This window comes from Myceligenerans salitolerans (assembly GCF_017349295.1).
Classification (GTDB): domain Bacteria; phylum Actinomycetota; class Actinomycetes; order Actinomycetales; family Cellulomonadaceae; genus Myceligenerans; species Myceligenerans salitolerans.
Genome location: NZ_JAFMPK010000027.1, coordinates 58061 through 79512, shown reverse-complemented (window position 1 = coordinate 79512; position 21452 = coordinate 58061). Strand labels below are relative to the sequence as shown.

The window sequence follows — 21452 nt, the reverse complement described above, 5'->3', positions numbered from 1 at the left end:
CTCAGAGGTTGGGGTAGAGCGGGAAGTCCGCCGTGAGCTTCGCGACACGGGCGGCCAGCGCGTCGACATCGGCCGTCGCGCCGTCCTTGAGCGCCGTGGCGATGATGTCCGCCACCTCGGTGAACTCCGCGTCGCCGAACCCGCGCGTGGCCAGCGCCGGCGTGCCGATCCGGAGGCCGGAGGTGACGCGCGGCGGGCGCGGGTCGAACGGCACGGCGTTGCGGTTCACGGTGATCCCGGCGTCGTGCAGCAGGTCCTCGGCCTGCTGGCCGTCGAGCTGGGAGTCGCGCAGGTCCACCAGCGTGAGGTGCACGTCGGTGCCGCCCGTCAGCACGGAGATGCCGGCATCGGCCACGTCCGCCTGCGCGAGCCGGTCCGCGATGATCCTCGCGCCCCGCACCGTGCGCTCCTGCCGCTCCTTGAAGCCCTCGGAGGCCGCGATCTTGAACGCGACGGCCTTGGCCGCGACGACGTGCATGAGCGGGCCGCCCTGCTGGCCCGGGAACACCGCGGAGTCGATCTTCTTCGCGTACTCCTCGCGCGTGAGGATGAAGCCGGAACGCGGGCCGCCGATGGTCTTGTGCACGGTCGACGACGTCACGTCCGCGTGCGGCACCGGCGACGGGTGCAGACCGGCGGCCACCAGGCCCGCGAAGTGCGCCATGTCGACCCACAGCTTCGCGCCCACCTCGTCCGCGATCTCGCGGAAAGCGGGGAAGTCGAGCTGGCGGGGGTAGGCGGACCAGCCGGCGATGATGACGTCCGGCCGGTGCTCCAGGGCCGCCTTGCGGACCGCTTCCATGTCGATGCGGTACGTGGTGGGGTCGACGCCGTACCCGGCGACGTCGTACAGCCGGCCGGAGAAGTTGATCTTCATGCCGTGCGTGAGGTGGCCGCCGTGCGCGAGCTCCAGGCCCAGGATCCTGTCGCCCGGCCGGATCAGGGCGTGCAGCACGGCCGCGTTGGCCTGCGCGCCCGAGTGCGGCTGGACGTTGACGTGCTCGGCACCGAACAGCGCCCGGGCGCGGTCCTTCGCGAGGTTCTCGGCGATGTCGACCTGCTCGCAGCCGCCGTAGTACCGCTTGCCGGGGTAGCCCTCGGCGTACTTGTTCGTCAGGACGGAGCCCTGCGCCTCGAGCACGGCGGCCGGGACGAAGTTCTCCGAGGCGATCATCTCGAGCGTGTCGCGCTGGCGGGTCAGCTCACCGTCGAGCACGGCGGCGATCTCGGGATCCACCTGCGCGAGCGGCGCGTTCATCACGTCGGCGGGAAGGTCGGGAGTCTGAGCGCTCATTGCGCCTCCTCTGGCTGGACTGACATCGACGACGGGTGGGCGAGGGGAGAGCCGGAACCCGAGGACATGTCGGATCGGATACTGACATCGACGGTCTCGTGTCGGGTCCGCACCGCCGCGACCGGTGGCCCGGCGGGGTGCACACCTTCTCACGAGGTGACCCCGGGCCCAGGCGAACGACCCGTCGTCGGCACAGTACGTCGCTCCCCGGTGGTTGCTCCACCTCGCCCCACGAGCCTGCTCGGAGGCCCGCTGGGATGGCGCCAGTCGCGACGTGGAAAGCGTAGCAGCGCCGGACGGCCGGTCTTCCTCAGTCCCCGGCCGCGTGCGGGTCGGCCCCGTTCAGCGTGGCGACCACCTGGTCGTAGTCGCCGCGAGTCTCGGCGTGCCGAAGGAAGCCGACTCGCTCCACGAGGATCTCGTGCGCCTCGGGCCGCCGCGCCAGCAGCTCCATCACCTCGTCCGCGAACTCGTCGAGCGGCATGGCGAACTCGAAGAACTCCGGGCCGGGCAGCAGCGTGGTACGCACCGCCGGCGGGACCAGCTCCACGACCCGCACGCCCTCCGGCTCCAGCTGGAGCCGGATCGACTCGCTCAGCAGGTGGATCGCGGCCTTGCTCGCGTTGTACGACGGCGTGGGGCGCAGCGGCACGTGCGCCAGGCCGGACGACACGGTCAGGACCGTGGCACCGGGGCGGGTCCTGAGGTGCTCGGTGAGGGCGGCGATCAGCCGGACGGGTCCGAGTACGTTCGTGGTGATCACCGCTTCGGCATCGGGCAGGAAGCCCGGCGTGGTCCAGTCCTCGACCCGCATGATGCCCGCCATCGCGATCAGGACGTTCAGGTCGGGGTACCGCGTGACGACGTCGGCCGTGGCCGTGGTGATCGACCCGGGATCGGCGACGTCGATGCGCACGGTGCCGAACCCGTGCTCGGCGGCGAGCTCGTCGAGGAGCTCCGTGCGGCGACCGCCGATCACGACGGTGTTGCCCGCGGCCTGGAGCCGCTGCGCGAGCGCGAGCCCGATACCGGACGTCGCGCCGGGGACGAAGATCGTGTTGCCTGCTGTGTTCATGCCTCCACCCTCGGCGAACCGCCGGCCGGGCGGGAGAGACCTCGCGATCGGGGGACCGGCGGTCCCTGGCTGCGGCCGCAGGAGCGGCGCACCATGGGGGCATGAACCGACCCGCCCTGGCCGACTTCCTGCGCCGCAGGCGCGAGGCGCTGCGTCCGTCCGACGTCGGGCTCGTGCCCGGGCCACGCCGTCGGACACCCGGGCTGCGTCGCGAGGAGGTCGCGGCGCTCACCGGGATGTCCGCGGACTACTACGTGCGCCTGGAGCAGCAGCGCGGGCCGCAGCCGTCGGAGCAGATGCTCGGGGCGCTGAGCCGTGCGCTGCGACTGACGGTGGACGAACGCGACCACCTGTACCGGCTCGCCGGTCACAACGTGCCCCGTCGCAGCCCCGTCGACACGCACGTGGCACCCGCGCTGATGCGGGTGCTGGACCGGCTGGAGGACACGCCGGCCCTGATCCTGAACGCGCTCAGCGAGGTGCTCGTGGCGAACCGGCTCGCGACGACCGTCTTCGGTGACCGGTCGTCGGCGACCGGGTGGGCCCGCAGCGACGTGTACCGCTGGTTCACCGACCCGGCGTCGCGTGCCGTCTACCCGCCGGAGGACCACGACCGTCAGGCGCGCAGCCTCGTGTCCGGGCTGCGTGCCGCCCACGGAGCGGCGGGGGAGAGCTCACGCGCCGGCGACCTGGCGCGGGTCCTCCTCGCGGAGTCGGCCGAGTTCCGGGCCCTGTGGGAGCGGCACGAGGTGGCGCGGCGCTTCGAGGACCACAAGACGCTCGTCCATCCCGCGGTGGGCCGGATCGACGTCGACTGCCAGGCGCTCTTCACCCAGGACCAGGCGCAGGCGTTGCTGGTGCTGACCCCCGCCCCCGGCAGCGAGGCCGAGGAGAAGATCCGCCTGCTCGCCGTGCTCGGCCAGGAAAAGTTCGCGATCGCCGATGAGTGACGTCGTCCCGCGTCGTCCTCCCTCATGACGGATCCTCACCGGGAGGGTCCACCGTCCGAGGAGATCGCCATGACGACCGTACGTTCCCACCTGTGGTTCGGAAACAACCGCGCTCACGAGGCCGCGACCTACTACGCGGAGCACGTCCCCGGCAGCAGCGTCGACAAGGTTCTCACCGCCCCCGAGGGCGTCCCCGGAGTCGAGGCCGGCTCGCCGTTCATCGTCGAGTTCACCGTGGGCGGCCAGCAGTTCACCGCCCTCAACGCCGGTCCGGAGTTCCACCTGGACGAGGCGTTCTCCATCCTCGTCGAGCTCGACACGCAGGAGGAGGTGGACGATCTGTGGGAGGCGCTCACCCGCGACGGCGGCCAGCCGGGCCCGTGCGGCTGGTGCAAGGACAGGTTCGGCGTCTCGTGGCAGGTGCTGCCGAAGCGGCTCGCCGAACTGTGCGGCGACTACACGACCGAGGCCAACCTGCGGGCGATGAACGCGATGCTCACGATGGGCAAGATCGACGTCGCAGCCCTCGAGGCCGCGTACGCCGGCGAGGCGGCGCCCTCGCCGGCGTCGTCCTGAGCCCGGGCCGCGTCGTGCGGTGAGCCCGTCAGACCTTCAGCAGGCCGCGGCGGTGTGCCAGGCTCACCGCCTCCGCCCGCCCTGACGCGCCGAGCTTCGCCATCACGTTCGACACGTGCACGCTCACCGTCTTCGTCGAGATGTAGAGGCGCTCACCGATCTGCCGGTTGGAGAGCCCCTGCGCCACCAGGGTCAGGACCTCCTCCTCCCGCTCGGTGAGGGTCGACGACGTCGCACGGCGCACCCCGGGCAGGTCCAGCCGGGCGCGCCTGCCGAGCGCGCGCACCGCCTCGGCGAGCGGCACCGCGCCCATCGCGTCCGCTTCCGCCAGGGCCTCCGCGGCTGCGCCCTCGGCCGCGCCCTTCTCGCCCGCACCGAGCAAGGCCTCCGCCCAGCGGTAGCGCGAGCGCGCGACCTCGTACCGGTACCCGAAGTCGAACAGCTCGACGGTCTCCTGCCAGGCGTCGGCGGCATCGCGCCACAGGGCCTCCGGTGTGCTCCCGCCGGTGCCGGGGGCCTCGACGCCGTGCCGTGCTGCCGAGGACCCGACCACGGCGTGCAGGCGCGCGTTCTCGGCCGCCGCGCGCTGCAACCACGCGGTGCCCTCCGGCCCGAGGACGCCACCGCGCGGACGTCCGCGCCGCGCCGTGGTGCGGGCGAGGTCGAGGAGCGCGTCACCGCGCTCCAGCCGCTGCGCCGCGGTCCGTTCCCGCGCCGCGCCGCCCGGTCCCGCCCGGCCTGCGGACCGGTCCGTCTCCGCCGCGTCGGCCAGGGCGGCGATCGCGAGGGCGGACAGCCAGATCCCGCCGAGGAAGAGCTCGTTCCACACGCCGACGAGGTGCTGCGTGACCCGCTCGGCGAGCGCGAACGCCTCGTCGTGCCGACCCGCCCAGGTGAGGGCGTCGACGAGACAGCCGCCGCCGAGGAGCGCGATCATCCCGTCGTCGTGCCAGTGCGCCAGCAAGGCCTCCCCGCGTGCGAGCACGTCGCCGTCGCCGCGCGCGACCGCCGCGTACATGGTGGCGGAGTTCAGCACCTGCACCGACGTCGGCGGCACGTCCCCGACCGGCCGGGGAGCGAGGTCACCGCGGAAGTACGCCATGATCTCCTGGAGGATCCGGAGGTTCACCGGGTAGCTGCTCCAGGCCAGGCCCAGTTCCTCGGCACGGGCGAGGCCGTGGCGAACCTTCCGCTCCGCGTCGGTCAGGTGGCCCGCGTAGAAGCGGTTGGCCGCCACGTTGTAGAGACAGCGCATCTCCGTGAGGACGTCGCCGGCCCGGACGGCGGCCGCGCAGGCCTCGTCCAGGAGACGAGCCGCCTTGTCCGCGTCGCCGACGTCGAGCACCGCGAGGGTCGCGAGAGCCTCGGCGAGAGCGCCGGGCTCGCCCAGGGCGCGCGCACCCTCGGCGGCGCGCTCCGCCTGCTCCCGGGCCTCGTCGTCGAGGTCCATCTCCATCGCGATCCGCGCGAGCAGGGCGTCGCTCCAGACACGGTCGGGGCTGGCCGTGGGCAGGATGTCCAGTGCCGAGCGCATTTCCTGGGCGCTGTCCTCGGGATGCTCGCCCCAGTCGGGGAGGTCGAGCTGGCGCCGCACGAGGACGTGCTGAAGCGCCGCGCGACGCTCGACGTCGCCGGCCAGGTCGTCGACGGCGCGCCGGGTCAGGCGGACCGCGCGGGCAGGATGCCCGGCCTTGGCCGCCGCCTCACCCGCCGCGACGGCGACGGCCACCCGGTCCATGCCGAGCAGTGACGCCGCCCCGGGGACGGATTCCCACAGTGCCAGGACCTGCTCGCGGTGGCGCAGTTCTTCCTCGGGAGCCAGCAGGCCACGTGCCGCGAGGGCTGCCTCGTGCGAGGCCTGCAGTGCCGCCGGCAGGTCGTGTGCCTCGAAGGCGTGGTGAGCTCGCTCGGCCGCGCCGCCCAGGGGCGCGCCGTCAGCTCCTTCCTGGGCCAGCGCGGCGAGGTAGGCGCGGTGCGACTCGGACCGTTCGCCGGGAAGCAGGTCGTTGTACAGGACCTCGGCGAGCAGCGCGTGCCGGAACTCCAGGTGCCCGCCCGAGACCATGAGGACCTGCTGGGTGACCGCCTCGCGGAGCGCGGCGTCGATACCGGGGCCGAGGCCACGCTGCGCGGCGGCCGCGCGCAGAAGTTCCTCACGGACACGCCGGCCCGCCACGGACGCGAGACGCACCGTCTGCTGCACGGGAGGATCGAGCTGCTCCAGCCGTGTCCGCAGGACCTCGGTGAGGGTCCACGGCAGGGCGCCGGGCTCGGGCCCGGCGTCGAGCAGCTCCTCGGCGAAGAACGCGTTGCCCTCGGACCGGTCCAGCACGCTCGCGAACTCCACCGGGCTGAGCGGGCCGCCCGCCAGCGCCGTCGTGAACTCGCGCAGCTCCGCCTCGTCGAACGGCTCGAGATCGATCCGCTCCACGTGCTCCAACCTGGAGAGCTCCGCGAGCAGGGGACGGAGCGGATGGCGCCGGTCGACGTCGTCGGAGCGGTAGGTCACCACCACCAGAAGGTTCTCCGCCCGCGCCCGGGCGGCAAGGAACCGCAGGACGTCGCGCGTCGAGGCATCGGCCCAGTGGACGTCCTCGACCACGAGCAGCAGCGGCCGGTGCGGTTCGCCGGCCTCGCCGAGACTGCGCGCGATGCCCTCGAAGAGCTGGAGGCGCTCGTCGTGATCGGCGCCACCTCCTCCGCCGGGCTCCAGCAGGCGCCACAGCGCGGGCCGCTCGGCGACCAGCGCGGCGACCCGTGCCGCGGCCTCGGGGCCGGCCGCGCCGGCCTGGAGCTGGGCCAGGGCGTCGGTGAACGGCAGGTAGGGGATGCCCACCTGCCCCAGATCCACGCAGTGCACCACGACGGCGCTCGCGCCCGATCCCTCGGCGGCGTGCGCGACATGGCTGACGAGCCGGGTCTTGCCCACCCCGGCGTCGCCCCCGACCAGGGCCAGCCCCGGCCGCCCGGCCGACGCGCGCTCGACCGCCCGCAGGAGGGAGTCGACCTGCTCCTGCCGGGAGACCAGGGGAATGGTGGTGGAACGCCGCACGGGGACATCGTGCCACCCGCCACCGACATTCCCTCCGCCGGCGACCGGCGGGACAGCCGTCGCCGTCCCGCCGGTCATGCGAACAGGCCACGGTGCGCCGGCTGCGGGCGCATGCCCGACAGTCCCCGGCGGATCTGCGCCCCCCGCTTCTCGTCCTTCGGCGCCTTCCTCGGCCGGCCGCCCCACGCCTTCTTGAGCTCCTCCTGGCGGTACCGCACCTCCGCGTCGATCGCGGTGCCCCACAGCGACATGATGTCCTCCGATGATCCTGCCCGGCGGGCCCGCTGCCCGTCCGGTGCGACACGGAAGACACTCGTCGTGAGCCGCCACCTGCCACATCGGTCGACCGCCCAGTCCTGCCGTCCCGACCCACCTCAGACGAGCGCCTCAGCCAGCCCGGGGCGGCCCCTGAGGTACCTCAGCACGCCTCAGGACCGGCACGTGCGGCACCCACGTAGAGTTACCCGCGTGCCTGAACTGACCGTCGCCACCGCCAACGTCAACGGGATCCGCGCCGCCTTCCGCCGCGGCATGGACGCCTGGGTCACCACCCGCAAACCGGACGTCCTGCTCCTGCAGGAGGTCCGTGCGCCGCAGGCGGTGGTCGAGCAGCATCTCGACGGCTGGCACGTGGCGAACCTCGGCAGCGAGCTCAAGGGCCGGGCCGGCGTGCTCGTCGCCTCCCGCCACCCCGTCGTGGACGTGCGGCGCGGCCTGCCGTGGGCCGGTGACGGCCCGGAGGCCGCCGTGCACACGGGGCGCTGGATCGAGGCCGACATCGCGCTGCCCGGCGACGCCGGCACGCTCACCGCCGTCTCCACCTACCAGCACTCCGGGTCCACCAAGCCCGGTGAGGAGGCGACGATGGAGGCGAAGTACGCCTACCTCGAGCGGACCACGGCCCGCCTGGCGGAACTCGCCACCGCCGGGACCCCCGCCGTCGTCGCCGGCGACGTCAACATCGCTCACACCCGCGCAGACATCAAGAACTGGAAGGGCAACCTGAACAGCGCCGGCTTCCTGCCGGCGGAGCGTGCGTACCTCGACCGCTGGTCCGCGCTCGGCTGGACCGACCTGGGGCGCGCGCACGGCGGCGACGGTCCCGGGCCCTACACCTGGTGGTCGTGGCGGGGAAAGGCGTTCGACAACGACGCCGGCTGGCGGATCGACTACCAGTACGCCAACCCGGCCCTGGCGCCGGCGTGCCGGAAGGTCGAGGTCGACCGGGCGCCGTCGTACGCGGAGCGCTGGAGCGACCACGCGCCGGTCGTGGCGGTCTACGAGCTCTGAGCCCGGCCGGGCCGCCCAAGGCATCACACCTAGCCGCGCACGGCGTCCTGCACCGCGTTGTTGAAGGCCGGGAGCGACGCACGGTTCCACGAGGTGGCCGCGACACCGGGCTCCAGGTCCGTGACCATGACCGACTTGGAGTCCTCCAGCGTCGCGGTCACGTCGGCGCCGTCCGGACCGAGGCCGTGGAACGTCGCCGTGCCGTCCTCGTTCGCCTCGCCCGTGAACTCGGTCGTGTCGGTGCTCGTCATGCCGTTCTCGACGATGACGAGCCGACGTTCCCCGGCGATGTCGCCGGCGGAGGAGACGGTGCCCGCGATCAGCGCGAACCGGGACACGCCGCCGTCCGCGTCCGTGATCTCCACCATGTAGGAGAACTCCTCGCCCGCGGCGAATCCGCCGCTCGATCCCGCGCCCCCGAGCCCGCAGCCCGTCAGGACGGCGGCGACGAGCACGGCCAGGATCGCGCCGATGACCGCAGGCGCGGCCCTGTCCTTCGTGACCGGTGCACTCCGTGGCACAGGTTCCATCCCCTCGTGTCGTGCACCGAGGTGCACTCGCAGCGCCCCCGCGACACCGCGTGGCCCCAAAGTAGCGGACCCGTTCGGCGACCCCGAAATCCCGCTACACGGCTCCCGCGCCGGCCGACGGAGGCGCCGCGAGGAATGCGGGTGCCGCCAGCCCGGCGTCGGCGAACGCCTGGTCCACGGTCGTGGCCACCCGCTCGACGTCGTCCCGTGGGACGAGGGCGATGGCCGAACCACCGAAGCCGCCACCGGTCATCCGGGCGCCCACCGCACCGGCGGCCATCGCCGTGTCGACCACGAGGTCGAGCTCACGGCAGGACACCTCGTAGTCGTCCCGGAGCGAGGCGTGCGACGCCGTCATGAGCGGACCCACCTCGGCCACGAGGCCACGTGAGACGAGCTCCACGAACCGTGCCGTGCGCTCCGTCTCCGTCACGACATGGCGTACCCGGCGGGCAAGGACACCGTCGCCGTCGTGCGGTGCGAGCTCGGCCAGCGCCGCGTCCAGCCCGTCGGGGGCGATCTCGCGCAGGTTCGCCAGGCCCAGCAACGCGGCGGCTCTCTCGCAGGCCGCTCGCCGGGCACCGTACTGGCCGTCGACCAGCGCGTGCGGGGCCCGGGTGTCGACCACCAGGAGCTCCAGCCCGGCCGACGCCGGGTCGAACGGGACCTCCCGGCCCGACTCGACGGCGGACAGCCCCGGCCGGAAGTCCAGCAGGAGGGCCCGTCCCTCGGCGCACCGCAGGGACGCGGACTGGTCGAGGCCTCCGGTGGGCGCCCCGGCGATCTCGTTCTCGGCCCGGCGGCAGGCGTCGACCAGCTCGGTGCGCCCGGCGTCGTCGTCGGCGAGCCCCAAGGCGCTCACGTCGTCGATCGCCACGGCGAAGGCGCACTCCAGGGACGCCGACGAACTCAGCCCCGCGCCGAACGGCACACAGGAGTCCACGGCCGCGTCGAAGCCGTGCACGGTGTGCCCGGCCTCGGCGAGTGCCCAGGCCACGCCCGCCACGTAGGAGCCCCAGCCGCCGACCGACCCGGGGGCGACCTCCGAGAGCTTCGTCTCCCACGGCTCGTCCGGGGCCTGCGCGGACACCAGCCGGACGACGTCGTCCTCGCGGGCCCGCAGCGCCACGTAGGTGCGGTGGGGCAGCGCGGTCGGCAGGCAGAGGCCGGCGTTGTAGTCGGTGTGCTCGCCGATCAGGTTGACGCGGCCCGGGGCGAACCAGACGCCGTCCGGGGCGCCGCCGTCGAAGGCGCGGGAGAACACGGTACGGACGCGTCGGGCGCCTCCGGCGGGCGTCCAGGACTCGAGCCACTGCGGCGTGGAAGGCATGGGCCAGATCCTATGTGGCGGTCACGCGCCGTCAGGCCCTGTCTCGCGTGATGAGGTCCGCGCAGGGCTCGCCGGTCATCATGACCGTGATGTTCGGGTCGACCGTGGCGCCCCGACTCCTCAGGGGGATCCGCGCCCGGACGTCACGCGGGCGTCACGCCGAGCTGCATTCCCGCCAGTCCCCGCTTCCGTGCGGCAAGCGTGCGGGCCACCTCGCCCAGGACGACGGCCGCCGGGGACTCCGGGGCCGCCAGCGCCACGGGCGTTCCCTGGTCCCCGCCCTCGCGGACCGCGACGTCGAGCGGGATCTGGCCGAGCAGCGGCACCTCCGTGCCGAGGAGGTCGCCCAGCCGCGCCGAGACGTGAGCACCGCCGCCCTCACCGAACAGGTGGAGGCGTGACCCGTCCGGCTGCGTGAGCCAGGACATGTTCTCCACCACCCCCACGACGCTCTGCGACGTCTGCGTGGCGACCGATCCGGCCCGTTCGGCGACCTCGGCCGCCGCGGCCTGCGGCGTGGTCACGACCAGCACCTCGGAGCGCGGCAGCAGCTGCGCCACCGAGATGGCGATGTCGCCGGTCCCGGGCGGCAGGTCCAGCAGCAGCACGTCGAGGTCGCCCCAGTAGACGTCCGCCAGGAACTGCTCCAGTGCCCGGTGCAGCATCGGCCCGCGCCACACCACCGGCTGCCCGTCCGGCACGAACATGCCGATCGACACGACCTTGACCCCGTGGGCCACCGGGGGCAGCAGCATGTTGTCCACCCGCGTCGGCTGGCGGTCGACGCCCAGCATCCGCGGGATCGAGAAACCGTAGATGTCCGCGTCGATCACGCCCACGTTCAAGCCGTCCGCGGCCATCGCCACGGCCAGGTTCGCCGTCACGGAGGACTTGCCGACGCCGCCCTTGCCCGACGCGACCGCGTACACCTTCGTCAGCGAGCCCGGCTGGGCGAACGGGATCACCGGCTCGCCGGTGCCCCCGCGCAGCCTGGTCCGCAGGGCGGCACGCTGATCGGGCGTCATCACCCCCAGGTCCACGTCCACCCCGGCCACGCCGTCGACGGCGCTCGCCGCCGCCGTCACGTCGGCCACGAGCGTCGACTTCATGGGACACCCGGCGACGGTGAGGTCCACGCCGACGGTGACGTGCGCGCCGGCCGCTCCGTCGTCCGACGCGCTGACGGAGCGCACCATGTCCAGTTCCGTGATGGGCCGGCGGATCTCGGGGTCGAGGACGCGCGTGAGCGCCTCGCGGACGCGGGTCTCGATGGTCGTGGAGCTGGTGGGAGTCACCCTTCGATCGTAGAGGTGATCGCGGCGGGGGTCCGCGAGGTGGCGCGTGACGGATCAGGACACGACACCGTGCGGATCTGGCGTGCGTCAGGCAAATACTCAGTAACGAACGATAGGGTGAAGTAACGCAGACAGGGAGGTGTGGCATGGCGAACGGGGCGGTGAACATCTCGGTGCCCACCGGCCTGCACAGGATCGCCGGCGAGGACGAGGCGCGCGACTTCGCCCGTTTCCTCCAGGTCCCGAACCGGGCCTGGCCCGTGGTGGTCATCTCCACGCCCGCCGGCCGCACCACGCCGTATGTCGACCCGCAGCGCGTGCTCGACGACGTCGCCGGGCTCGCCGAGGTCGTGGTCATCCCGACCGGGGACGTGTCCTGGGCGTTCTCGCGCGGCATGCCCGAGTACACGCAGGTGTACGGCGGTGCGTCGCGGGTCTACCCCACCGGGCTCGACTGGGTCCACGACCTGCGCCGATCTCCTCTGCACTTCGCCTACTCCCTGGCCGACGGGCCGAAGGTGCGCGACCGCCTCGTGAGCGACGCGCTGTCGGCCGCGGTGCGGGCCGGCCTCGCGGGTGCCGCCGGGGCGGCCGCGGGCGGTCCGGGCTCCGGGGCCGCCGAGGCCCGCGGGACGGTGCAGGGCGTGCTGGGTTCCCGCGCCCTGATCGAGCTGGACGACGGCGGGCAGGCCTCCGTCGCCGAGGAACTCACTCTTCCCGGGGTGCCGTTGCAGAGCATCTTCCGGCGCGGCATGAAGGTCCGCGGGCGCCACGACGCCGGTCGTGGGACGCTCGACACGCGCGGCATGCTTCCCGACGACGCGGCGCAACGCCGTGCTGTCAAAAATACCTACAGGGTAGGTAAAGTAATTCTCGGTCGGGTGGAGTCGGTGACCGAGGCCGCCGTGACGATCGCGGTGGCGCCGGCCGTTCACGTCAGGGTGCCTCGTGAGCGGGTGACGGGCAACGCGCTCGACGCGCTCGACGACCTGTTCACCCCCGGTGAGGTGGTGCTCGCGCGCGTCATGCAGGCGCCCGGTGACGGCATCACGCTCCGGCTCGACGACGTGGACGAGTCCGACGAGCCGCTGCCCGCCCTGTCGCTCCTGGACGGGGGGCCGCCGTGGCTGCTCCCGCCGGACACGTCGCTCCGGGAGCCGGAACCGGGGAGCGGGCCGATCCGCATCCCGACGCCGGCGGAGGTGGCGAACGGCCGGGGCGGGGAACCGCAGGACCGCGGCGTCGGCGCGCCACCGGACGAGGCCAGGCGCCGTCCGACACCCGGTGACATCGCCGCGCGGATCGCGGGGGACGCCGCGGCCCCCCTGCCGGCGCCACCGGACGACAGCAGGGGAGCCGCCACCCGGGGGAACGGGGCGCACGGCTCCTCCGGGAGCAAGAAGGCGGTCCGGGACCTCAGCCTCGCGCTCGACGCGGAGAAGGCCCAGGTGACGCGGCTGGAGAAGGACCTGATCCACGTCAAGGTCGAGAAGCGCCGCGCCGAGGTGGAGCTCGACGAACTGCGCCGGTACGTGGCCGATCTCCGTGACCAGGTGGACCGGCGCGACCAGCAGCTCGAACGCTCGCGGGCGCAGCTGCGGGCGGAGAAGTCGAAGTCGGCCGCGTACCGGCGGGAGCTCGGCCGGGACGTCGAGGTGACGACGGAGCGGTACTTCGCCGACCCGGCCGAGCAGTTCCGGTTCGAGGTGACCCAGACGTGGGCGCAGATCGTCCCGGCCGGGGAGAAGGACCGCTGGCCGCTCGAGGAGTACGCGCTCGGGTCGCGGTTCCTCGAGTCGCTGGAGACCGTCGAGGGGATCTCGCGCGACAAGGTGCTGCGGACGGTCGTGCACGTGGTGACCGGCCGGGCGCCGGAGATGAACGGCCTCCAGGTGCACCCGCTGCGCTCGGGTCTCGGCGGTGACGATCCCCAGCGGGTCAGGGACGACGGCGCGGCGTGCTGGCGTGTGTCCTTGCAGGTCAATACGCCGTCCGCCCGCCGGATGCACTACTGGCGTCTCCCGGGAGGCGGCTACGAGCTCTCCCGCGTCGTGCTCCACGACGACATGGAGCCCTGAAGGCGGGCCCGACCGTTTCCGGTCGCGCCCGCCTACCCGCCGAGGCCGGGCTCAGGAGGACTTGATCTCCGAGCGTGCGATCCGGACGAGACCCAGGGCCAGCGGGAGCAGCAGCCAGATCGCCGATGCCGTCGCGACGTGGGCCCACTGCTCTCCCGTCATCGCACCGGCGTCGAGGAGGAGCGGCTCGGTGGCCGTGGTCAGGTCGATCCAGGGCATCGCGTCCCGGACGGCTCCGACGAGGGAGCCGATGAGCGTGAACGCGGTGGGAAGCGCGAAGAACGCCACGATCGCGCCTGCCGTGTTCTGGATGAGGGCACCGAACGCGACGCCCTGGGCCATGTAGACGGCGGTCAGGAGCAGGCCGCCCCACAGCGCGCCGGCGGGAATCTCCCACGCCGCCGTCGCGTCCGTGAAGGTGACCACGGCGAGGTGGAAGGTGGCGGCCAGGAACACCGCCACGCCGAAGAACACGATGCCGGAACCCAGAGCACTCACGAGCTTCGCGAGGCCGACACGTGTGCGCCGTGGTTCGAGCGTGAACGTGATCAGCCCGGTGCGCTGGGACCACTCCGAGGTGGCGGCGAGGATGCCCACGATCGGCAGCAGCAGGGCCATCGGGGTGGAGGTGCCGAAGTAGAGCGCCTCGAAGCTCGTGGCTCCCTCGCCGATGAACGCCATCACCGCCAGTACCGCCGCGGTGACGAGGGCGATCGAGATCAGCAGCCAGAGGCCGGCGCTGGTGTCGAGCTGCTTGCGCCACTCGACGAGCGTCAGGCGGGCGAAGGGGATGGCGGTCATCGGGCGTCCTCCCTGGCGGAGTCGGTGGCAGCAGCTGCGGGGTCCGTTCCGTCACGGGAGACGTCCGCGGTCAGGTCGAGGAACAGGTCCTCCAGGGACCTCTGCGAGTGGGACAGCAGGACCTCGGTGGATCCCTGGGCGACGATCCGCCCGTTGCCGATCACGACGATCTCGTCGGCGACCCGCTCGACCTCGTGCAACAGGTGGGAGGAGAGCAGGACGGTGCCGCCGGACCGGGCGAAGTCGCGCAGCAGGTCCCGCATCCAGCGGATGCCGGCGGGATCGAGGCCGTTGGCGGGCTCGTCGAGGATGAGCACCTCGGGCTCGCCCAGAAGGGCGTTCGCGATCCCGAGCCGCTGCCGCATCCCGAGCGAGTAGCCCTTGACGCGGCGGTCGGCCTCCTTGGCCGTGAGACCCACGAGCTCGAGGACCTCGGTGACGCGGCGCCGGCCGACTCCCATGAGCATCGCCGAGAGCGTGAGCGCCTCACGGCCCGTACGGCCGGAGTGCTGGGCCGCGGCGTCGAGCAGCACGCCGACCCGGCGTCCCGGATTGGAGAGTTCGCGGAACGGGACGCCCAGCACGTGCGCCGTGCCGGAGGTGACCGGTGTGAGCCCGCACAGCATGCGCATCGTGGTGGACTTCCCCGCTCCGTTGGGTCCGAGGAACCCGGTGACGAGGCCCGGGCGGGCCTCGAAGGTCACGTTGCCGACGGCGGTGACGTCGCCGTATCTCCTGGTGAGGTGGTCTGCGGTGATCATGGCTCCACGGTCCCGTGCCGGGTGCCGCCGGCACATCGGCCGAAGGCTCGCGACCTGGTCGGCCGGAAGGCTCGGCGACGGTCCTCCGATCGGCCGCGCGACGTCGCCCTTTCGGACGATGTCCGACGGCGGCGGCCCGGGTAGTTTCATGACGACCTGCGGACACGAAGAGCGGAGAGACGCGATGGAAGGCCTGACCCTTGCCGGGCCGCTGCTGGCGGTACTGGCCGGGCTCGCACTCGTGGACAGCACGAGCATCGGCACGCTGGGCCTGCCGGTGTTCATGCTGGCGCAACCGAGGATCAGGCCGGCCGCCGTACTGGCCTATCTGGGGGCCATCGCCCTCTTCTACTGGGTGCTGGGTGTCGCCCTGCACGCCGGCGCCGACAGCGCCCTGCAGTTCCTGGAGAGCAGGGACGACGCCCGCGTGCTGGACCGGATCCAGCTCGTCCTCGGCGTGGCGCTCTTCCTGGCGAGCTTCTTGTTCGACGGTCCCGTGGGCAGGTGGCGGAAGGAACGTCGTGAGCGGTCGGGCCGGGTGTCGGCCATGGAGCGCTGGAAGGGCCGGCTCGTGGGCGCGGAGGCGTCCGCCGGCACCGTGGTCGCCACCGCGCTGGGTGCCGGGCTGGTCGAGGCGGCCTCGATGCTGCCGTACCTCGCCGCGATCGGCATCCTGACGGCGAACGGGATCGGCGTGGTCGCGGGCGCGCTCGTGCTCGTGGCCTACTGCGCGGTGATGGTGGCCCCCGCGCTGCTCCTGCTCGCCCTCCGGGTGGGGGCGGCCCGGGCGATCGAACCGGCGCTCGGCCGCATCAACGAGTGGTTCGGCAGGCGCAGCGGCGACCTGCTGGCGTGGACGCTCGGCATCGTGGGCTTCCTGCTCGCCGCGGACGCGTTCGGGCGGCTGCAGTGACCGCGGTCGCCGCGAGCCCGCCGGGTGCCGACGCCCGCCCGGCCGTCCGGGCCGGGGCACCGCTGGTGCAGAGCCGGGGGCGACGCGTCTGGGGCGCGATCTGGCGCACGGTGGTCGCCGCGTGCTTCGGGTTCCTCGGAATAGCCGCCATCGCCTGGCAGGAGGAACTGGGGGACCGTGCCGTCCAGTCCGGCGGGCTGGCGGCGCTGGACCTCTTCCTCGGACTGCTCTCCCTCGGCCTCATGCACCTGCGGCGCAGGTGGCCGTTCACCGTCGCCCTCGTGCTGACGTGCTTCACGGCGGCGTCCACCTCAGCCACGGGCGCCGCGGCGATGGTGATCGTCTCGCTGGCGACCACCCGGCGCTGGACGGCGATCGGGGTCGTCGGCGTGGTGCACGTCGCCGCCTACACGGCGTACCTGAAAGTGTCCCCCTACGTCACCGACCCGGTGTGGAACGGCGTGTTCGACGTCGGTGTCGGCGGCGTCATGTACTACGTCCTGCTCGTCACCATCGGCGCGTACATCGGGCTGCGCCGCGACCACGTCCGTTCCCTGGTGCTGCGTGCCGAGACGGCGGAACGCGAGCAGGCGGGCCGCGTGGCGCAGGCCCGTGCCAACGAGCGGGCACGGATCGCCCGTGAGATGCACGACGTCCTCGCGCATCGCATCTCCCTGGTCGCGATGCACGCCGGCGGGCTCGCCTACCGCAAGGACCTGCCGCGCCAGGAGGTGACGCGCACCGCCGAGACCATCCGCGACTCCGCGCACGCCGCGATGAAGGAGCTGCGGGAGATCCTGGGTGTCCTCCGCGACCTGCCCGAAGGCGGTGCGGTGCTCGGCACGGAGGGCGACGACGTGCACCGGCCGCAGCCCACGCTGGAGGAACTGCCGGCGCTGCTGGACGAATGCCGGTCGGCGGGTGTGGACGTCACGTTCCACGACGACCGGGCGACCGGTGACACCGAGGCCGGCGGTCGCGGGCCGGGCGAGAGCCTGGCCGAGGCGGTCTCGCGCACGGCGTACCGGATCGTGCAGGAAGGGCTGACCAACGCGCGCAAGCACGCCCCCGGCAAGCCGGTTGTCGTGACGATCGCCGGCATGCCCGGCGACGGCCTCGACCTGACGGTCGCGAATCCCCGGGTGCAGGGCACGCGGGACGAGCTCCCCGCGTCGGGCCTGGGCCTCATGGGCCTGACCGAGCGCACCGAGCTCGCCGGCGGGCACCTGCGGTACGGGCCGGACGGTGGTCGCTTCGTGGTGCGGGCCTGGCTACCGTGGGCGGCATCATGACGAGCGACGCGACCGAGTTCCGACCAGCAGGTGCCGGCGCCGGCCGGCCCACCCCCGGCCCGCCGTCGTCCCGGATCAAGGTCCTCCTCGTCGACGACGAGACCCTGGTCCGCGCCGGGCTCAAGCTGATCCTCGGTGGTGCGTCCGACGTCGAGGTCGTCGGCGAGGCGTCCGACGGCGCCGCCGGGCTGGAGCTCGTGCGCCGGCTCCGCCCCGACGTGGTGCTCATGGACATCCGTATGCCGCGCATGGACGGGCTGACCGCGACACGCACGCTCGTCGCCGCGGGACCGTCGCCGCGGGTCATCGTCCTGACCACGTTCGACACCGACGAACTCGTGCTGGACGCGCTTCGGGCCGGTGCGGCCGGATTCCTCCTCAAGGACACGCCGCCGGAGAAGCTCGTCGAGGCGGTGCGGGCGGCGGCCGCGGGGCAGCCGACCCTGTCACCAAGCGTCACCGCACAGCTCATCGCCTCGGTGGCGCGCCCCCGGGACGATCGCGCGGAACGGGCCGCCGCCCGCCTCGCGGCGCTCACGGAACGCGAGAGGGACGTCGCGGTCGCCATCGGAAGAGGACTGTCCAACGCCCAGATCGCCGCCGATCTGTACATGAGCGAGTCGACCGTGAAGACCCACGTGGGCCGCATCCTGACAAAACTGGACGCCGAGAACCGCGTCCAGGTCGCGATCATGGTGCACGACGCCGAGCTGGTGTGACCGGGTAGCGTTCCGGACATGCGCGCCCATCACGGCCAGACCGTCGACGTCGAGTCCCTCCACGACTTCACCGCCCGCGTCGCCGCCGGAGCCCGGTCGATGTACGGATGGCACCTGCAGTCCCTCGACCTGACCGGCCAGACCGCGGCCATCCGCGCGCTCGACGTCGCGGGGGCGTTGTTCCTCGGCTGCACGTTGAACAAGCCGGACGAGGAATCGGTCCGCGAACGCGGGGCGCTCGTGTTCCCGCAGGTGCCGGGGAGCCCCGTCGACTCCTACCGGCCGGGGCTGTACACCCCGCGCGAACTGTACGACGGAATCCAGGACGGGTACGAGACCACGTTGGACGCCCGCGCCTACGCCTGGTCCCGGCAGCCGCGCTCACGCGACCTGACGCTTGCGCAGGCACTGCACGACCACGCCGTCGACGACGCGCTCGCGGCCGCACGGACCGGCCGAAAGGTGGTGGGCGTCATGGGCGGACACTCGCTGACGCGCGGCTCGGCCCCGTACGCCGACGCCGCACGCCTCGCGTACGAACTCACCCGCGTGGAACTCACCGTCGCCACCGGCGGCGGACCCGGCGCGATGGAGGCGGCGAACCTGGGCGCCTACCTGGCCCCGCACTCACCGGCGGACCTCGACAAGGCGCTCGCGATGCTGGCCCAGGCGCCGTCGTTCACGCCGTCGGTCCGGCACTGGGTGGGCGCCGCGCTCGAAGTGCTCGACACGTGGCCCGAGGGCGCCGACAGCCTGGGCATCCCCACCTGGCACTACGGTCACGAGCCGCCCAACCCCTTCGCCACCCGGATCGCGAAGTACTTCAGCAACGCGATCCGCGAGGCGGTGCTGCTGGAGTGCGCGAGCGGTGGGATCGTGTTCCTGCCCGGCGCCGCCGGGACGGTGCAGGAGGTCTTCCAGGACGCGTGCGAGAACTACTACGCCGACGCGTCGTCGGTGGCCCCGATGGTCCTGGTCGGCAAGGACTTCTGGACCCGGGCACTGCCGGCGTGGGACCTGCTGCGTGCCCTCGCCGCCGACCGCGACATGTCCGCCCACCTCCACCTGGTCGACACGGTCTCCGAGGTGGTACCGCTGCTCGCGGGGTGACCGAAGCCGTCGGAGCGACGCGACGACCGGCACCACGACGACCAGGGCGACGAACAGGGCGAGCGCGCCGAAGACGCCCCACATCAGCCCGGCGCCCTTGCGCTTCTGCGGGGTCAGCCCCATCTCGCCGGTCGTGAACTGGTGCACCGGCGCGTAGAACACCTCGACCGTCTGTCCCTACGCGATGTCGACGTCCAGCGCGGTCTGCCCGTACCGCCGTAGCCACTGGGACGACGCCTCCAGGTGATGCCGGCCCGACTCGATCGGGATGTCCACCGTCCCGCTCATCCGGGACGGCGCTTGGTGCCCATCGATCGTGAGCAGGGGCGGGACCATGTTGGATGTCATGGCGTTCCCCTGCACGGTGAACCGCAGGGTCCCGTCGGGATTGAACGAACTCCGCGGTGAGAGCTGCCCGTACTGGGCGTTTCCATACTGTCCACACCGCGAGCGTAGATCCCTTAATGGAGCGGAGCTACGACGGCATCGGACGAACTTTCTTTGACGAACCCGGCGTCGTGTTCAGCGCAGCCTCTTCGGCGAGTGCGTCGTCGATCCCCGGAGCGGCCACGATCGCGAGGGCTGCGGCATCGTAGGCGTGTACTGCCGCGCGGACCGCCGCCTCGGCGCGGCGCCCACCAGGAGTGGCTCGCCAGACCTTGTTGACCCGATCGAAGAGCCGACCTCCGGCTTTGGTCTCGAGCGCAATGATGTGGTCAGAGATCGTGCTTCGGCCAACCCCGAGGAAGGCTGCAGCAGCCCGCTGGGTTCGATGGTCGATGAGGGCGATGAAGGACCGCATCTCCGTGATCGTGGGCAACGGAGCCTCCTGGAGGTGAGGCGAGTGGTGAAGCACTCGAAGTATGTCAGGGGCCCTGACAGTAACAGAATCGTCAGTCGCGAGAAGCCGGACATGTCGCGAGGGCCGGGCGACCCGTTTGATACATCCTGAGGAGATCTTCCGGGTATCCCGGAACATCGAGGTCACGCTCTTTCAGCTCCCATGCCGGCCCAATAACGTCTCTTGCATCGAGTCGAGCGAAGGGAAGACGTGATGTCTGCAGATGTATACCCTCGTCTGAGGGGAAACCTCAGACGCAGAACGGCCGTGGCGATTGCGGCGCTGCTTGGGCTCAGCGTCGGGCTGGGAGCTCTAGTCGGCGTCCCGACGGCAGATGCGACCGAGGCGCGCGCCGCGAGCGAAGGGGAAGCACCGATCGCCTTCACGGTCAACATTCCTTCCACTCTCAGCGCGAGCGTCACCGACAACACCGAGGTGGAGGTGATGGCCTGGCCGTCTCAAGAGGTCGACGAGCAACTCGAACTCGACGAGGACTTCGACTTGCGGAAGGTGGCCGCGACAACGTCGCTCGACGGGTCCCAGATGGCGGTGCATGTTGACCCCGTAACGCTTCCGGCGGCCTACATCGGTGAGACCGGCATGGTCGACTTCGAGGTCCAGGTACTCAACTTCCAAGCAGGATGGACCCGATCTACAGCGACAACCTCACGCGCCGTCGAGCAGGCAACCGGAGCGACATGGATCGACCCGTTGTACACGGCCGACGATCTGTCGACGCTCGGCGCTGACGTGGTCTCGGCGCCGACTGTCGACCTGGTGGAAAATGCCGAGATGTCTGACGAGTGCGAGGACTCGGAAGTCATCGTCGAAGACTGCGAGCCGGAGATCTCGGCTACCACAACAGGGCCGCCGTCGAACCTAGCTGCTGGCGATTGCATACAATGGCTCCCCGGTACCCGGAGGGTCGCGGACAAGAATGTCTGGGCTCGGACGGGGGCGACGTTCGCTCTGAAGACGGATGATAGGAACTCCAGGGCGCATATGACTTACAGCGCTGGTCGGGAACATCACACTACTTCAGGTATTGGTGTATCTCTCGAGAACGTTAACTGGAGTGCGGAGGGCACCAAAACCATCGGAGCCGATTGGGGCAAGAGCTTTGCCGCGAGCAAGGGCTACAAGTCCTACCGGATCGAGTTGAGGTACGGGAAGTTTATGCAAAAGTATCGTTATATCCGCGACTGTAACTATTTTGTCGAGGAGCGGTACGGATTCAAGTGGCGTCCTCGCTGGGAGACTGGCGGCGCAATCGCTAAAGACATCAGCCGCCCCAAGGTATATACGAATTGTAGTCCCCAGACTGCCGGGCCCTGGTACAGAACATCGTCCAGCGGGTCAGCTTACGAGAACAGTGGTGGTGTCAATATCAAGGGCGTCATCGGCATTAACCTGAAGTCGAAGAGCCAGTATGCGTCGTTCAAGAAGTACGAGTACGACATCAAGGGGAACGACAAGAAGATCTGCGGAAACAATCGGGCGCCTGCCTTGTCAAGGCTCCAGATGCTGCGCTACCGATAAGTCTTC

At 71.8% G+C, this 21452-nt stretch carries 20 protein-coding genes and 1 riboswitch; of the genes, 9 read left to right on the top strand and 11 right to left on the bottom strand.

Annotated features, from left to right (window positions below):
* Nucleotide 1: 1 nt before the first annotated feature.
* On the bottom strand, nucleotides 2-1294 hold the full coding sequence (gene glyA / locus J0911_RS05775; protein ID WP_278186749.1) for a serine hydroxymethyltransferase: 1293 nt from the start codon (nucleotides 1292-1294) through the stop codon (nucleotides 2-4).
* Nucleotides 1295-1453: 159 nt separating this feature from the next.
* A riboswitch (ZMP/ZTP riboswitch) is annotated at nucleotides 1454-1575 on the bottom strand.
* A 29-nt stretch (nucleotides 1576-1604) separates the two neighbouring features.
* Nucleotides 1605-2369, bottom strand: a complete 765-nt coding sequence (locus tag J0911_RS05770) for an SDR family oxidoreductase (protein ID WP_207274514.1) — start codon at nucleotides 2367-2369, stop codon at nucleotides 1605-1607.
* A gap of 101 nt (nucleotides 2370-2470) precedes the next feature.
* On the opposite strand from J0911_RS05770, the gene J0911_RS05765 reads away from it, so the two are divergent.
* The gene (locus J0911_RS05765) at nucleotides 2471-3319 is read left to right on the top strand and encodes a helix-turn-helix transcriptional regulator (protein WP_207274513.1); all 849 of its coding nucleotides are present in this window, start codon (nucleotides 2471-2473) and stop codon (nucleotides 3317-3319) included.
* A 69-nt stretch (nucleotides 3320-3388) separates the two neighbouring features.
* Nucleotides 3389-3895 carry a VOC family protein gene (locus J0911_RS05760; RefSeq protein ID WP_207274512.1) on the top strand — a complete coding sequence of 169 codons (507 nt, stop codon included), beginning with the start codon at nucleotides 3389-3391 and terminating at the stop codon, nucleotides 3893-3895.
* A 28-nt stretch (nucleotides 3896-3923) separates the two neighbouring features.
* Here the strand turns inward: J0911_RS05760 and J0911_RS05755 are convergent, their stop codons facing one another.
* Complete coding sequence (locus J0911_RS05755; protein ID WP_307864932.1) at nucleotides 3924-6947, bottom strand: helix-turn-helix transcriptional regulator; 3024 nt, start codon at nucleotides 6945-6947, stop codon at nucleotides 3924-3926.
* A 74-nt stretch (nucleotides 6948-7021) separates the two neighbouring features.
* Nucleotides 7022-7198: a hypothetical protein gene (locus J0911_RS05750; RefSeq protein ID WP_207274510.1), complete on the bottom strand. Its 177-nt coding sequence runs from the start codon at nucleotides 7196-7198 to the stop codon at nucleotides 7022-7024.
* A gap of 217 nt (nucleotides 7199-7415) precedes the next feature.
* On the opposite strand from J0911_RS05750, the gene J0911_RS05745 reads away from it, so the two are divergent.
* The gene (locus J0911_RS05745; RefSeq protein WP_307864931.1) at nucleotides 7416-8237 is read left to right on the top strand and encodes an exodeoxyribonuclease III; all 822 of its coding nucleotides are present in this window, start codon (nucleotides 7416-7418) and stop codon (nucleotides 8235-8237) included.
* 29 nt (nucleotides 8238-8266) lie between these two features.
* Here the strand turns inward: J0911_RS05745 and J0911_RS05740 are convergent, their stop codons facing one another.
* From J0911_RS05740 to J0911_RS05730, 3 genes are all read right to left on the bottom strand, one after another.
* Nucleotides 8267-8758 (bottom strand): hypothetical protein, encoded by a 492-nt coding sequence (locus J0911_RS05740; RefSeq protein WP_207274508.1) that lies wholly within the window; start codon nucleotides 8756-8758, stop codon nucleotides 8267-8269.
* Between the two features lie 103 nt (nucleotides 8759-8861).
* Complete coding sequence (gene galK / locus J0911_RS05735) at nucleotides 8862-10097, bottom strand: galactokinase (protein ID WP_207274507.1); 1236 nt, start codon at nucleotides 10095-10097, stop codon at nucleotides 8862-8864.
* A gap of 143 nt (nucleotides 10098-10240) precedes the next feature.
* Nucleotides 10241-11392, bottom strand: a complete 1152-nt coding sequence (locus J0911_RS05730; RefSeq protein WP_207274506.1) for an Mrp/NBP35 family ATP-binding protein — start codon at nucleotides 11390-11392, stop codon at nucleotides 10241-10243.
* 146 nt (nucleotides 11393-11538) lie between these two features.
* Here J0911_RS05730 and J0911_RS05725 point away from each other — a divergent pair, with 146 nt between their 5' ends.
* Complete coding sequence (locus J0911_RS05725) at nucleotides 11539-13470, top strand: hypothetical protein (protein ID WP_207274505.1); 1932 nt, start codon at nucleotides 11539-11541, stop codon at nucleotides 13468-13470.
* 51 nt (nucleotides 13471-13521) lie between these two features.
* Here J0911_RS05725 and J0911_RS05720 read toward each other — a convergent pair whose 3' ends face one another.
* Nucleotides 13522-14271, bottom strand: a complete 750-nt coding sequence (locus tag J0911_RS05720) for an ABC transporter permease (protein WP_207274504.1) — start codon at nucleotides 14269-14271, stop codon at nucleotides 13522-13524.
* Nucleotides 14268-15032 (bottom strand): ABC transporter ATP-binding protein, encoded by a 765-nt coding sequence (locus tag J0911_RS05715; RefSeq protein WP_207274503.1) that lies wholly within the window; start codon nucleotides 15030-15032, stop codon nucleotides 14268-14270. Before J0911_RS05715 ends, J0911_RS05720 begins: the two co-directional genes overlap by 4 nt.
* 184 nt (nucleotides 15033-15216) lie before the next feature.
* On the opposite strand from J0911_RS05715, the gene J0911_RS05710 reads away from it, so the two are divergent.
* Genes J0911_RS05710 through J0911_RS05695 form a run of 4 tightly spaced genes read left to right on the top strand, consistent with a single transcriptional unit; the run spans nucleotide 15217 to nucleotide 19066 of the window.
* Nucleotides 15217-15945, top strand: a complete 729-nt coding sequence (locus tag J0911_RS05710) for a GAP family protein (protein ID WP_207274502.1) — start codon at nucleotides 15217-15219, stop codon at nucleotides 15943-15945.
* On the top strand, nucleotides 15942-17237 hold the full coding sequence (locus J0911_RS21010; protein WP_207274501.1) for a sensor histidine kinase: 1296 nt from the start codon (nucleotides 15942-15944) through the stop codon (nucleotides 17235-17237). Before J0911_RS05710 ends, J0911_RS21010 begins: the two co-directional genes overlap by 4 nt.
* Complete coding sequence (locus J0911_RS05700) at nucleotides 17234-17956, top strand: response regulator (protein WP_207274500.1); 723 nt, start codon at nucleotides 17234-17236, stop codon at nucleotides 17954-17956. The genes J0911_RS21010 and J0911_RS05700 overlap by 4 nt, the downstream gene beginning before the upstream one ends.
* 18 nt (nucleotides 17957-17974) lie before the next feature.
* A complete protein-coding gene (locus tag J0911_RS05695) occupies nucleotides 17975-19066 on the top strand; it encodes an LOG family protein (RefSeq protein ID WP_242636336.1) in 1092 nt (363 codons plus the stop codon).
* A gap of 177 nt (nucleotides 19067-19243) precedes the next feature.
* On the opposite strand, the gene J0911_RS05690 is transcribed toward J0911_RS05695, so the two are convergent.
* Nucleotides 19244-19414 (bottom strand): hypothetical protein, encoded by a 171-nt coding sequence (locus tag J0911_RS05690; RefSeq protein ID WP_207274499.1) that lies wholly within the window; start codon nucleotides 19412-19414, stop codon nucleotides 19244-19246.
* A 127-nt stretch (nucleotides 19415-19541) separates the two neighbouring features.
* Entirely contained in the window at nucleotides 19542-19868 is a 327-nt protein-coding gene (locus J0911_RS05685) for a helix-turn-helix domain-containing protein (RefSeq protein WP_207274498.1), read from the bottom strand.
* A gap of 252 nt (nucleotides 19869-20120) precedes the next feature.
* On the opposite strand from J0911_RS05685, the gene J0911_RS05680 reads away from it, so the two are divergent.
* Nucleotides 20121-21446 carry a hypothetical protein gene (locus J0911_RS05680; RefSeq protein WP_207274497.1) on the top strand — a complete coding sequence of 442 codons (1326 nt, stop codon included), beginning with the start codon at nucleotides 20121-20123 and terminating at the stop codon, nucleotides 21444-21446.
* The last annotated feature ends 6 nt before the right edge of the window (nucleotides 21447-21452 follow it).